Annotated in this window: 14 protein-coding genes and 1 tRNA gene; 8 read left to right on the plus strand and 7 right to left on the minus strand. The window is 38.1% G+C overall.

The genetic code is table 11. From position 1 onward, the window contains the following. The first annotated feature begins 50 nt into the window (after nt 1-50). The 4 genes from J690_RS24810 to J690_RS12090 all read left to right on the plus strand — a co-directional run bounded on the left by J690_RS24810 (nt 51) and on the right by J690_RS12090 (nt 4,049). Entirely contained in the window at nt 51-560 is a 510-nt protein-coding gene (locus J690_RS24810) for a helix-turn-helix domain-containing protein (RefSeq protein WP_002120495.1), read from the plus strand. Nucleotides 561-592: 32 nt separating this feature from the next. After that, nucleotides 593-1,435 (plus strand): IS3 family transposase, encoded by an 843-nt coding sequence (locus tag J690_RS24815; RefSeq protein ID WP_230445321.1) that lies wholly within the window; start codon nt 593-595, stop codon nt 1,433-1,435. A 598-nt stretch (nt 1,436-2,033) separates the two neighbouring features. After that, nucleotides 2,034-2,936: a helix-turn-helix domain-containing protein gene (locus tag J690_RS12085; RefSeq protein WP_032036066.1), complete on the plus strand. Its 903-nt coding sequence runs from the start codon at nt 2,034-2,036 to the stop codon at nt 2,934-2,936. Between the two features lie 111 nt (nt 2,937-3,047). After that, the gene (locus J690_RS12090) at nt 3,048-4,049 is read left to right on the plus strand and encodes an aldo/keto reductase (protein WP_006580866.1); all 1,002 of its coding nucleotides are present in this window, start codon (nt 3,048-3,050) and stop codon (nt 4,047-4,049) included. A gap of 47 nt (nt 4,050-4,096) precedes the next feature. Here the strand turns inward: J690_RS12090 and J690_RS12095 are convergent, their stop codons facing one another. Continuing rightward, nucleotides 4,097-4,489, minus strand: coding sequence for a hypothetical protein (locus J690_RS12095; protein ID WP_032036068.1), 393 nt, complete (start codon nt 4,487-4,489; stop codon nt 4,097-4,099). Nucleotides 4,490-4,508: 19 nt separating this feature from the next. Further along, nucleotides 4,509-5,252: a hypothetical protein gene (locus J690_RS12100; RefSeq protein WP_032036069.1), complete on the minus strand. Its 744-nt coding sequence runs from the start codon at nt 5,250-5,252 to the stop codon at nt 4,509-4,511. A 229-nt stretch (nt 5,253-5,481) separates the two neighbouring features. Between J690_RS12100 and J690_RS12105 the strand changes: the two genes are divergently transcribed. Continuing rightward, nucleotides 5,482-6,369 (plus strand): DMT family transporter, encoded by an 888-nt coding sequence (locus J690_RS12105; protein WP_032036071.1) that lies wholly within the window; start codon nt 5,482-5,484, stop codon nt 6,367-6,369. On the opposite strand, the gene sxtR is transcribed toward J690_RS12105, so the two are convergent. After that, nucleotides 6,366-7,286 carry a multidrug efflux pump transcriptional activator SxtR gene (gene sxtR, locus J690_RS12110; RefSeq protein ID WP_032036073.1) on the minus strand — a complete coding sequence of 307 codons (921 nt, stop codon included), beginning with the start codon at nt 7,284-7,286 and terminating at the stop codon, nt 6,366-6,368. The genes J690_RS12105 and sxtR overlap by 4 nt on opposite strands. Before the next feature lie 140 nt (nt 7,287-7,426). On the opposite strand from sxtR, the gene sxtP reads away from it, so the two are divergent. Continuing rightward, the gene (gene sxtP / locus J690_RS12115) at nt 7,427-8,671 is read left to right on the plus strand and encodes a multidrug efflux MFS transporter SxtP (RefSeq protein ID WP_032036074.1); all 1,245 of its coding nucleotides are present in this window, start codon (nt 7,427-7,429) and stop codon (nt 8,669-8,671) included. Between the two features lie 124 nt (nt 8,672-8,795). Beyond that, nucleotides 8,796-8,871, plus strand: a tRNA-Thr gene (locus tag J690_RS12120). Nucleotides 8,872-8,874: 3 nt separating this feature from the next. On the opposite strand, the gene J690_RS24275 is transcribed toward J690_RS12120, so the two are convergent. Continuing rightward, complete coding sequence (locus J690_RS24275; RefSeq protein WP_155762596.1) at nt 8,875-9,015, minus strand: hypothetical protein; 141 nt, start codon at nt 9,013-9,015, stop codon at nt 8,875-8,877. Between the two features lie 165 nt (nt 9,016-9,180). Between J690_RS24275 and J690_RS12125 the strand changes: the two genes are divergently transcribed. Further along, a complete protein-coding gene (locus J690_RS12125; RefSeq protein ID WP_017387536.1) occupies nt 9,181-9,564 on the plus strand; it encodes a hypothetical protein in 384 nt (127 codons plus the stop codon). Nucleotides 9,565-10,098: 534 nt separating this feature from the next. Here J690_RS12125 and J690_RS12130 read toward each other — a convergent pair. Genes J690_RS12130 through J690_RS12140 form a run of 3 tightly spaced genes read right to left on the minus strand, consistent with a single transcriptional unit; the run spans nt 10,099 to nt 12,660 of the window. Next, the gene (locus J690_RS12130; RefSeq protein WP_032036076.1) at nt 10,099-10,521 is read right to left on the minus strand and encodes a GFA family protein; all 423 of its coding nucleotides are present in this window, start codon (nt 10,519-10,521) and stop codon (nt 10,099-10,101) included. An 8-nt stretch (nt 10,522-10,529) separates the two neighbouring features. Beyond that, nucleotides 10,530-11,357 carry an SAM-dependent methyltransferase gene (locus J690_RS12135; RefSeq protein ID WP_032036077.1) on the minus strand — a complete coding sequence of 276 codons (828 nt, stop codon included), beginning with the start codon at nt 11,355-11,357 and terminating at the stop codon, nt 10,530-10,532. Nucleotides 11,358-11,361: 4 nt separating this feature from the next. Next, a complete protein-coding gene (locus J690_RS12140; protein WP_050598812.1) occupies nt 11,362-12,660 on the minus strand; it encodes an FAD-dependent oxidoreductase in 1,299 nt (432 codons plus the stop codon). Nucleotides 12,661-13,089 lie beyond the last annotated feature (429 nt).

Raw genomic sequence — 13,089 nt, forward strand, 5'->3', positions numbered from 1 at the left:
CTGAACTGCACCCCATAAGTTAGACTTTTAAAACTTATGAGGTGTGCTCTATGCCAATTCCGAAGCATTCAAAAGAGTTAAAATTAAAAGTCATTCAAGCTTATTTAGAGGGAAGTAAAGGATATAAAATCCTTTCACAAGAATTTAATGTAGATCTCCAAACCATCCGCTTATGGATTGAAAACTATAAGGCACAAGGTGAAGATGGCCTGAATGTTAAAACTAAAAAAACCTACTACTCTTCCGAATTTAAAATCAAGGCTGTACAAATGCTTCTTGATAAGATACCGGTAAGAGAAGTTAGAAGACGGTTAAATCTGAGCGGGACGTCAATTTTAAGAAGGTGGCTAGCTCAGTATCATAAAGAAGGGATTGCTGGGTTTAATACCACGAGGATTTATACCAATATGCTTAAACAAGATAAAACTAAAATAACCAAGTCTGTAAAAGATGACAAAGATAAATCTCAGCAGGAGCTCATTGATGAAGTGACCGCTTTACGAGCAGAGGTTGCCTTTTTAAAAAAGCTAAAAGCCTTAAAACTGAAGCAACGTACCTAAATTCAATTTCTACTGCAGACAGTGTTCAAGTTATTTCAGAATTAAGGCAAATTTATCCATTAAAGCTCTTACTCAGTATTGCCAAGATCGCTCGTAGTACTTATTTCTATCACATGAAAGCTGTACGCTCTAAGGATAAATATACTGAGTTAAAACAGCAGATCAAGTCCATATATCACAAGCATAAGGGATGCTATGGCTATCGTAGAATTACTCTTGCTCTGAAAAGTACAGGAATAATAATCAACCATAAATGTGTATATCGTCTTATGAAAACTATGGGACTTAAATCACGTATCAGAGCACTAAAATATCGCTCATATAAAAGTGGTTGTGTCGGGATGGTGGCCGATAACATTATGCAACGGCAATTTAAAGCGAACCGTCCCAACCAGAAATGGGCAACTGATGTGACGGAATTTAATGTTAACGGTGAAAAACTTTATCTATCACCAATTATAGATTTATTTAATGGGGAAATTATTACCTTCCGGATCCAACGTAAACTCAATTATGAGTTAGTGAAAGATATGCTCATTCATGCTTTAGCTAAACTTAAGCGACATGAGAAACCAATTCTCCATTCAGATCAAGGATGGCAATATCAAATGGCTCATTATCAACAGCAATTAAAGCAACATGGTTTAATTCAAAGTATGTCTCGTAAAGGAAATTGCTTAGATAATGCTGTAATAGAAAGCTTCTTTGGAATATTAAAATCGGAGTGCTTTCATGGTGAAAAATTTCAATCAACTGATGAGTTAGAGAAAACTATACGAGAGTACATTCATTATTATAATCATGAGAGAATCAAGGTGAAGCTACAAGGTTTATCCCCTGTACAATATAGAAACCAGTTTTTAAAAACTGCTTAACTAACTGTCCAACTTTATGGGGTCAGATCACCCTACCGCAACATGAGGGGGACGAACGAGTTCGCCACCAAAAAGAGAACTTTTTGATGTCTTGTGTGTTATATCGATCTGTCAAAATCGACTGGCAATGTGGCCAGCAGGCAAAGGATAATCCGCGTGTTTTGGAGTGTCAATGTAAGGTTGAATAGAAATTGGTTAAATAATTATTGTTGTTTATTCAATTAGATATTTAAGCTAAAAAGACCTTCAACTTAAATTTAACGATATCATCATAATAGTAAAATTGGTGGCAGAACGAAAAGAGGTTAGCAGACTGGACACACAGAACCAGTACACTCGAAAGTGTCCCCTTATCGCTCTACCCTAGAGTAGTTTGCAGACAAAGAATAATTCTCAAGTTTTCAAGTGTCAACGTTCATATATTATTAATTTATAAAATATTTTTATTTCTATTGGCTCATTTTTTCATTGTTAATTTATCATTCATTTTCAAAACTGCTGAAATGACCTGATTGATCACGCTATAAATAAAAGCTACAGTAAATAAAGTTTGAATTTTATAACTTTAAATAAATTGATAATGCATGCAGGCAAAGACATGGAAACCATACATGATTTTTATCGCCGCTTTTCTTTAACCAGAGATAGCGATTACTCGGTTCCATCGACGTCGTTTGGACATTTCAACGTGTTCCAACGCGATGCCTGCTCGTTTCTCACACCTTATAGCCGCCGCGATTATTATAAAATTTCACTGGTTTTAGGCACAGGTGAACTTCACTATGCTAACCGCTGGATACGAGTCGACCGCCCTGCTTTGCTGTTTTCAAACCCGATGGTGCCCTACGCATGGGAAATTAATTCGCCTGAACAGGCAGGCTGGTTTTGTCTATTTACCGAAGAGTTTGTAAACCAAGAATCGCGACAAAGCTTTTTAAAAGACTCACCGCTATTTAAAGTCGACGGCGACCCGCTATATTTTTTAAACGACCAACAAGTTGAAGAAATTTCATTTATTTTCAAAAAGATGATGAATGAAATAAATTCAGACTATATTCATAAATACAACGTTTTAAGAAACTATTTGCACCTGATTGTGCATGAAGCCATGAAAATGCAACCAACCCAACAGTTTGAAAAACATAGCAATGCTGCGGTTCGGATTTGCCACTTATTCTTTGAATTATTAGAACGCCAGTTCCCGATCGACTCACCCCATTTTCAGCTTAAACTCAAAACGGCAAATGACTATGCATATGGTCTGTCGGTGCATGTGAACCATTTAAACCGCGCTGTAAAAGAAGCCACAGGTAAAACTACGTCTGAGCATATTAGCTCGCGTATTACGCAAGAAGCCAAAGCACTGCTGCAACACACCAGTTGGAATATTTCCGAAATTGCTTATAGCTTAGGCTTTGAATATTCAGCGTATTTCACTAATTTCTTTAAGAAAAATACGGGCTTTTCACCTAAAAAGTTCCGCGCAGACTGTGTGGCCTAAAAACAGATTGTTTGAATTTTATAATTATTGGTTTGAATGTTATACGTTAGTTTGAGCTAAAGCATTTTATAGTTTTTCTACTCAAGTGATTCTGCAAAAAGAGTGTGAAAAATGAAATATAGAACTTTAGGACAAACAGGCGAAAAAGTATCAGCACTTGGTTTAGGTTGCATGGGAATGAGCTTTGCCTATGGTGCCTCAGACGACACACAAAGCATTGCAACTCTAGAAAAGGCCTTAGACCTCGGTATTAACTTTTGGGACACCGCCGACATGTACGGCAACGGCGCAAATGAAGTATTGCTCTCAAAAGTTTTAGAAAAACACCGCGACAAAGTGTTTTTGGCGACCAAATTTGGCTTCCGCTATAAAGAAGACAACCTCAACCCCCAAAACTCTTTAGAGTCTTATATCGACGGCTCACCTGAGTGGATTAAAGTTGCGGTCGAAAACAGTTTAAGACGCTTAAATACAGACGTGATTGATTTGTATTATGCGCACCGCATTGACCCAAATGTTCCGGTTGAAGATACTATTGGCGCAATGGCTGACTTGGTCAAACAAGGTAAAGTTCGTTACCTAGGGCTCAGTGAAGCGTCGGCTGAAACCATTCGTAAAGCACATGCGATTCATCCGATTGCAGCAGTTCAACATGAATATTCGCTACTTACCCGTGAGTTTGAGCAAACCCATTTACAGACCATTCGCGAGTTAGGCATTAGCCTTGTGCCGTATTCACCGCTGTCACGTGGTTTAATCACCAATACGCTTGATGTGGGTAGCCTAGACGAAAACGATTTCCGTCGTCAGTTGCCACGCTATCAAGGCGATAACTGGAAAAATAACCAAAGCTTAGCGCAGGCATTTAGCGAATTTGCTCAAAGCAAAAACGCGACAGCCGCTCAACTGGCTTTGGCTTGGATTTTGGCGCAAGGTGATGACATTATTCCAATTCCGGGTACGCGTAAAATTGAGCGACTTGTGGAAAATGCCGGTGCTGTAGACCTTCATTTAACAGCGGCAGACTTGGCAGAAATTGAAGCGATTATCGCGAGATATCCAAACATGGGCGCACGCTATAACGCTCAGCAACTTGCTGCGGTCAATCATTAAAATCTAAGCTATAAAAAAAGTCCGACTTAGTGTCGGACTTTTTTAATTTAGTCTTTGCTATATGTGCCTTGCTGGCGTCCACCTTCCCAGATCGCATCTAAGGATTTATCCGAAATCGTTAGGCTTTCAGGGAATATACTTAAATCCTTTTTAAATTTAGAGTCTGGTTTTAAACCAATACAGTCCCTGTTTTTCCACCATGTGCCTTCAGCATATTGATCTAAAGCACCAACAGCGAGCATCCATTGAAACTTGCCGTTTGGTTGAAGTAAAAGTTCCGAACCAACTTCCATCACGCCATTTAAATAATAGTGCCCACTCCAAGCCTCGTCAGCTTTTTGGAATTTCACTTCTTTACAGGTGCTGGTTGGCTCTGCATAAATTTGAGCAGAAAAAATAACCGTTGAAAGAAGAAGTAGAGGCGCAAATATATTTTTCATTATTGTGTTCCTATAGTTTTTATTTTCCAGACTCAACTTTTAAATAAGTTCCGTCTGCATATACGTTATGCCCAAAGCCACAACCTGACTCGCCTTCGCTTTGTTTGACCTGAATATAATTTCCTAATTTCGCGTTAGATTTAAAATCGAGCTGAATGCGGCAGTCTTCATTTTTATAAACCGTTTGCTTTTTATTAGTCGGCATTTTGGTGTCGAACTCACCCATGTTTGGGCCATAAATTAAGCTTCTAAGTCCCATATATAAACCGGCATAGCTGATTGCATATTGGCCCTGCTTACGACTTACCGTGATGTGATCCCACTCACCAAAACCTGAGTAACGCACATATTCACCTGATAGGTCATTTGAGGCTTTAGGCGCAGGTAATTGCTTAAGATTAAACTGACTAGATTTTGATTTTTCATCAAGCATAAACCATGCTCTTGCCCAAAGTGGCTGACCCAATTTGGCATAGGCTAAGCCCACGTTATTGTTGGCAACTTCAATATCTCGGTCAGTAAATTTAACTGTGGCTTCATCTTCATTGGCCTTACAAAAAGCAGTCCAAGAGGCTTGATTCTGGAAATTTTCGAGCGCTTTTTTATATTGTTTTTGGTCGTAGAATTTCTTACCTAAACTCGCGTATTGCTTCACTTTATTACAGCTTTGTTGTAGCTCTTGTTCATAAGAAAACTCTGCATGCGTGACCGCCAAAGCCGAAAGTGTAAGAACCGCGCAGCCTGTAATAATTGATTTAATCATTTTTAAAATTCTTTAATAATTAACTAATTATATAATATGAGCTGGCGCTCTAAATCACAATTATTTGAAACAAAAGTCTATAGAATGCCTTTAGTCTTGAGTAAGAATTTATTAAATCAATTCAAAATAAATCATTGAAAATATTAAGCGTTAATTGGTTATTTATGTTGAATATTCATCCAAAAAATATTGTAGACTGCATCCGTAAAACTTAGGAAGAATTATAAGAGTGAATAATCTAATTATTGGAAGCCTATTTGCGCTTTGTGCAGCTGCACTCAATGCCTCTATTGGTGTAATTAGTAAATTACTCATGCACAGTGGTTTAAACCCACAAGACATTGCCTTTTTAAAAACCATTATCGCCTTTTTCTTTTTAAGTGTGTTTTTATTTAAAGTGCCAGTCAGCCAAAAGCTTGCCTTTATTAGCAGCACACCAAGTAAACTCAGCGTTTTTACTCAAATTGCCATATGTGCTTTTTTAGGGATTTTCTCTTTATTCTTTTTCGAAACCATTGCCTATAACCACGGTGCAGCAGCCAATGTGGTGGTGGTCCTCATGGCTTCGGCTGCCATCTCCGCCCTATTTTTTGGTCGATTCATTTTAAAAGAAAGCATCTACATTCATTCGCTTATTGGAACATTATTGGCTGTCGCGGGGATTAGTATCATTTCGTGGAAAGGTGAAAATAGCCTTTTAATGCTGATTAACGCTTCTATTGCCGGTACAGGTTATGGCCTATTTTCGGTTTTAGTTAAAAAGTTCAAATTAAATGGCGGGCTGTTTCTTACCAAGTATTTATTGTTATTTGGCAGTGTTTATCTTGCCGTTCCGTTTTTAATTAATTTTCACAGTATTAATTTTAATAGTGACATTGTTTTAGGCTTGATTGGTTTAGCTGTTCTACCAACCATCCTCGGCTTTTTCTGTACAACCAAAGCGTTGTCTTATATGAGTGCCGCAAAGGTACAAGTGACCGAACTTTCTGAACCGATTTTTGCAGCACTGATGGCTTGGGTTTTCATTCATGAACAACCGACTTTATCGTCTTTATATGGCGCGATTTTTATTATTTTCGGCATCTTTTTAATGAACAGAACGCCAAAATCAAACTAGCCGATTTCATCTATTTTGCTGGCGTGGTGACAAGCCACTTGCACCACACTGGCAAAATTAATTGCCATTTGCGAAGGGTTATGTTTCTTATAAGCAAGCCCTAAGCCCACCGTAGGGACAGGGGCTTTAAAAGAGCGATAAGCAACACCCTGTATTTGCAATTGTTTGGTCGATTCAGGAACCAAAGACACTCCTAAATTTGCAGATACCAACGATAAAATCGACACAATTTGCGGGGCATTTTGTCCAATTTTTGGTTCAAAACCACGCTCATGGCAGGCTTGTTTAATCGCATCAAAAAGCCCTGCACTAATGGAAGGTGGCGAGACAATAAAATCAAGCTCTCGTAGCGCTGTTAAATCAATTTCTGATGATGCATCGTCGAGTTGAAAAGTCTCGGAAGGCAAAGCAGCAATGAGAGATTCTGCTAATAATTCTTGAATAATTAAACTATCTGGAATATTTCGTGGCGAACGAATAATTGCGACATCTAAGCGGTCTTCGAGCAATAAATCGATGAGAAGTAAGGTGTTGGCTTCTTCAAGCTTTAAATTCACTTTCGGATATTGCTGCTGAAAATAGCGAACGCATTTAGGAATTAAAGGGTTCAACATTGAAGTACCTGTAAAGCCTAATCGCAATTGGCCCACTTCTCCATTTGCCACTTGTTTAACTAAGCTCGCTGCATCTTCTACACGCTGCTGTACAGGCTGAATGGCATTTAAAAAGGCAAGCCCTGCTTCGGTCAGCTCCACCCCATGAGGTGATCGAATAAATAAATCTGCACCCAGCTCTTCTTCTAAGTCTCGTATTTGCATGCTTAAAGGCGGCTGGCTCATGTTTAAGCGTTGCGCAGTTTTGGTAAAGTTTTTTTCTTCTGCTACCGCTAAAAAGTAGCGTATATGTCTTAGTTCCATTGCTATATATAAAACATATCATGATCCATTGTTAAATATATTAGAAAAATACCACTCAAATTGCTAATTTTAATTTATCGAATTTTCTCGATGCAGTATGCCCCCAAAGCACTGCACTTTCTTTCTGTCATGGTCATGATATGAGTTCTTCATCTACACCCAGTACTTTAAGTACTGAGGCAACTTCTGTTCTTTCCCGTGAGTGGATTCACAAAGGGACTAAAGCCTATAAACACGCAGGATTTGCTTTATTCCTCGTAGGTTTTGCCAGTTTCTCACTGATTTATTGTGTACAGCCACTCTTACCTGCATTTAGCCAAAGCTTCCAGATTAGTCCTGCGAGTAGCTCTTTAGCACTGTCATTAACGACTGCCTTTTTGGCGATTTCGATTGTGCTATCGAGTGCTTTTTCACAAGCCCTTGGCCGCCGCGGCGTGATCTTTACGTCAATGCTGTGTGCCGCAATTTTAAATATTGTCTCGATGTTTACACCGAACTGGCACAGTTTACTGATAGCACGCGCTTTAGAAGGTTTACTGCTCGGCGGCGTGCCAGCAGTGACAATGGCTTGGATTGCCGAAGAAATTGCACCTGAGCACCTAGGTAAAACTATGGGTTTATATATTGCAGGTACGGCTTTTGGTGGCATGATGGGCCGTGTCGGCATGGGTATTTTGGTTGAATATTTTTCGTGGCGCACTGCCTTAGGCTTACTTGGGGCAATCTGTTTTATTTGCTCAATTGCTTTTTTAAAACTACTTCCTGCTTCGCGTAATTTTGTGCAGAAAAAAGGGCTGAATTTAGGGTTTCACATGCAAATGTGGCGTGCTCATTTAAGCAATACAAAATTATTACGCCTGTTTGCCATTGGGTTCTTGCTCACTAGTGTGTTTGTGACCTTGTTTAACTATGCCACTTTCCGTTTAAGCGGCGCGCCTTATTTACTGAGCCAAACACAAATTAGCCTTATTTTCTTGTCGTATAGCTTTGGTATGATGTCTTCATCGTTGGCAGGTAGCTTAGCCGATCGCTTTGGCAAAAAAACCATGATGATGAGTAGTTTTGCGCTCATGATTGTGGGTAGCCTTATGACCCTGCTCACTTCTCTTTTCGGCATTATTATTGGTATTGCATTTATTACTACGGGTTTCTTTATTACCCACTCACTTACAAGTAGTTCTGTGGGAGCCGAAAGCAAACAAGCTAAAGCACATGCTAGTTCACTGTACTTACTGTTTTACTATATGGGTTCAAGTATTGTTGGTTCGGCAGGTGGTTGGTTCTGGCTGCACGGTGGCTGGAGTGCGATTGTTGGCTTAACCGTTGTACTGTCGTTACTTGGGATATTTTTAGTCATTTATACAAAACACGCGAAAGCGAATTAATGTGTTGAAACCCTAACTTTTTCAGGCTAAACCATATGAGAATTTAAAAATGATATGAAAAAATTTAAATGCTCATTTTTTGGCTTGTAATTTTTTTAAGAAACTGTAAAATTCACTCCACGTTGCCGGCATAGCTCAGTTGGTAGAGCAACTGACTTGTAATCAGTAGGTCCACAGTTCGAATCCGTGTGCCGGCACCATCATCAAACCTCATGAATATTTGATTTATGGGGTTTTTTGTTGTCTGTGGTTTTAGGCATAGTATCTTCATACTGTTTTGAATGAAGGTATTTACCTAAAATTTTATTATAAACTCGAGCTTCAAAATATTTTTCTAAAACCAATTTATTGTTTTAACAGAAAAATATGCGTTCTTAATTTATAAAAAAATATAATTTTAAAATAAGAAATATGAAAAAGATAAGATTATAATGCGCCACCAAATAAGGTCATATAAATAAGACCTATTTTATAAACTTTAATTCATTAAGATACCAATACGGAAAAGTATGAAACTTCGCTTTATTTTACCTGCTTTATTTCTAGCATTCCCTTTAACAACATATGCTCAAGAAACTACATCTCAACCTCAAATTCAAACCATTGCAAACCCACCTATTTGCTTAATTGAGGGGACTCCTTCAGCAGAGCACTATAAATCTATTAAACGTATTAAAGCCGCGAAAGGAACTTATGGTGGCTTTGAAGAAGTAAAACCTAAATTAGCTAACGTTGCCCGTAAATATGGTGCAGATGTCGTAATTAATTATCACCAAAGCCAAAGATTTGGTTTCTGGCCTTGGCGTATTGTTCGCCCAGTACTCACAGGTACTGCTGTGAAATGGAATACACCATTTAACTGTGCTGCCTTAGGTGGTAAAGAAATTCGTTAATAAGAAATGAAAAAAGCCCAACATCCTGTTGGGCTTTTTTCGTATTTCGTTACTAGGTACACTTCCTGTAATACCTCACGTCCTGATGCTTAAACTTATTATTGTTGTTTTACGTTTCGAAACTTCCTGTTCCTGACGAACTCATCATAGGCAATTCATCACGTCATAAAAAGACGCCAATTTCCCGAATGTATGTACGAAAAAGCGTACATGGTTCTTTTAAATTTAAAACTTGATTTACTATCATTGAAATAAAAATATGAATTTATAAACAAGTTCTGTTCGTCAATTAAATAAGAAGACGATATAATGAGATTATTACTTTATTTCTAAAATAAATTTAAAATAACAAGGAACGAGATGTTTACTTTGCCATCAAATATTTTTCAGCCCTTAGCGCTCATACTCGCCTGCCTTATTTTCATTGTAAGTAAAATGCCGCAGCTAAAATATAGAAAAACTATATTATTTCTAGCTATTGGTAACCTTACTTTAGTGATTATTTTAGGGATATTTGGCTTTTTTAATTAAGCTTTATTTCTTGCTCTTCTCTATCATTTTTTCAAAGTGTTTAAGGTTTGGGTTCAGTGTATCCCATTCATAGGCTTGGCTCACAAACACCTCTGCTCTAGGCTGATACAGGCTCGGGTCATCCAAAGTACCTGCACGTATTGAAATCATTTCAGGCGCAATTTCAGGTAAGCCAAAAAGCTGAGAACCACACGTCGGGCAAAACGCTCTTTTAATAGGTCGGCCAGAAGATCCCAAAGTCTCAAAATATTTAAGCTCACCATTCACTTTTAATTCAGACTGGTGAAAAAAAGCGATTGGTGCATATGCTGAACCTGTGGCCTTTTGGCAATCTCGACAGTGGCAATTAAAGCTATAACGTGGCTCTGCTTCACTTTGGTAGCTCACAGCTCCACATAAACACGATCCTTGATATTTGGCTGACATAGCTCATCCTATTTTTTTATTGCTGTGATTTGAATATAACGTACATATCCATTTTGGTAGAGTTGTTGGCATAACTTTGCAGTCATTTGAATTTTAAAATTTGCCAATCCTCGGCTTTGCTTTTGTCCTTGTTGATTTTGAATATATTGCGAAAAACCGAGTAACACTTGCTCAGATAAATCTTCAATTTGAATATCGACAAAACCTTGTTGTTCCAAGGTAGTTCTCAGCATTTTTTCATTTGGCACAGCATCCCAAGCGACATTTGCTGCTTTGAGTAAATAACGATGCTTTTGTTCTTGTAGAGCGGTCATGTTTTGACATGAATCGGCACGCATTAGATAGTGAAAACCTAATCGTCCTTTTGAATTTAAAACTGGAGCGATGGAATCTAGAAATGAATTTAAATTGCTGTGATAAGCGGCATCAATACACATCACCACATCGAAGCATTGTTTAAATTCAAATTGTTTTAAATTTAAAAATGAACCACAAAAAATCTGGCTTATTTCAGGAATAAGTTTTTGAATTTTATGAACACATTGGGCTTGTAAGTCAACTGCACTGAGGCTTTTAGGCTGATAATGCTGTAACCAGTGCAACAAACTTGCACCCTGTCCGCATCCTAAATCTAAGAGATAATCTTTTGAATTTAAATTGACAGCTTGTGCCAAATGGTCAGCCAATTGGCAACAAGCTTCACGGTAGTTTTGAGTGTTTTTCCAAAAACCCAAATTTGTCCAAGCAAGCTCTTGATCATCCCCTAAGCTTGATGCATCAATTGCATATTTATGGGGAATGAATTGAGAGAGAGCTACTCGAACTTTTGTTTTCACAATTTTAGTAGCCGAGTTCTGGGGCAACTTCCACCTTAGGTTTTAAGCCTACAAATGGTAAAGGTGCACCTAAAATTTCAGCAATATGCATGGCAGAAGTAACTGCTGACTCTAAAATTGGCAAGCCATCACACGACCATGAACCACAGTAGAATACTTTACGGCTTGGGTCTAAATGACGTTGTTGCAATTCTTTGTTTAAAGCAACCGTTTGTGAGTCTACAACCGCACGCGTTAAAGTCACTTTTGAAATAACTTTTTTAGGGTCAATATCAACCACTGGACGCCAAGTTTGGAATACAGGATTTTTACCCACGAGTGTTGGCTCAACCGCATTCATCCAAACTGTAAATTGCTGACGCGTAAACTTACGGTCCATCATATAGCTCAGCACTGACCAGTCCTTACGGCGTGGCGGCATGACTGTCGCATCGGTATGAATCACAAGATCGCCTTGTTCAAAGCGGAATTGCTTAAGCAAGTTCATATCTTCTGCAAACTGTTCAGGATTTAAAAACTCATCGATTTTAGACGTTGGCGTTGCAACAATCACTCGATCAAATAAGTTTTGTTCACCTTGGCTGTTTTCAACCAGTACTTTTTCGCCTTGTTGCTCAACTTTCTTAATTGCCGATCCGCTATGAATATCGATGTCTTTAATCAAGCTATCTACAAATGCAGGTGTACCACCCTTCATGCGCAATAACATGTCGCCATCAGTTAAGTGACGTAAAAACTCAAGTAAGTTTTTTGCAGGCCAATCGCCAATTGTTTTCGGATTACACGTACAGATTGTATAGAGCACTGGCATAACCACACCATGCCAGAATACTTCCTCAATATCGTTCTGATTAATAAATTCAGCGAGGGTAATATCTTGATTTTTAGATTTGAAAAACTGGTGAATCGCAGTTTTTAATTGCAACATCCCTTTCACAAGACGCCAGCCATATTGCTGGATGCCTTTACGGTTATTGATAATCGGGAAATTACCAATACGGCTACGAGATGTCGTTAACCATGTTTCCGTACGATCTTCGAATAACCAGCTACATGACATATAAGTACGAACTGGAAAGGTTTTAATGCCTAAATGAGCAGCAAGGCTGAGTGTATTTTTCCATAAGTGAGGATTCATCACACGTAGCGGTGCATCAATAATTCCACCATCGAACTCAATGCTATGGCTATCCATTCCCCGGCCAGGAAGTGCTTCAAATATCGTGATCGTATGCCCTGCATCTTTCAGAATTCTTGCTGCCGCAAGACCTGCCATTCCACTGCCAATAATTGCGATATTCAAAATGATGTCCCATTTTTCGAGAATTTTTTTGATTATCACTCATACCCCAAAAAAACACCGTATTAAAAACTACCAGATTTTTATTTTTTGCATCAATTTATATAGAAAATATTTAGCTGCTAAGCAGATCAAGTTTTTATATTTTTTTACAAAATCAGAGAAGCCGATAAAACCTTATATTTTTTGAAAATTTAAAAAAAATCTTTTAAATAAAATAAGATAATTTAACTATTTTTATATCATTTGTTTTACAAGAATCTTTTTTTAATATATTATTAAGTCATAATAATGAGAAGCAAATCACATAAAACAATGCCGCAACAACAATGAAAACCATCATAAAAACAGAATCTTTACAGCGAAAAAGCCCGCTATTCACACTTGATAGCGGGCTTTTTATTACTTTGTTTTTAGAGGTTATTCAAATGC

The organism is Acinetobacter sp. 742879, assembly GCF_000588535.1.
GTDB classification, from domain to species: Bacteria; Pseudomonadota; Gammaproteobacteria; order Pseudomonadales; family Moraxellaceae; genus Acinetobacter; species Acinetobacter pittii.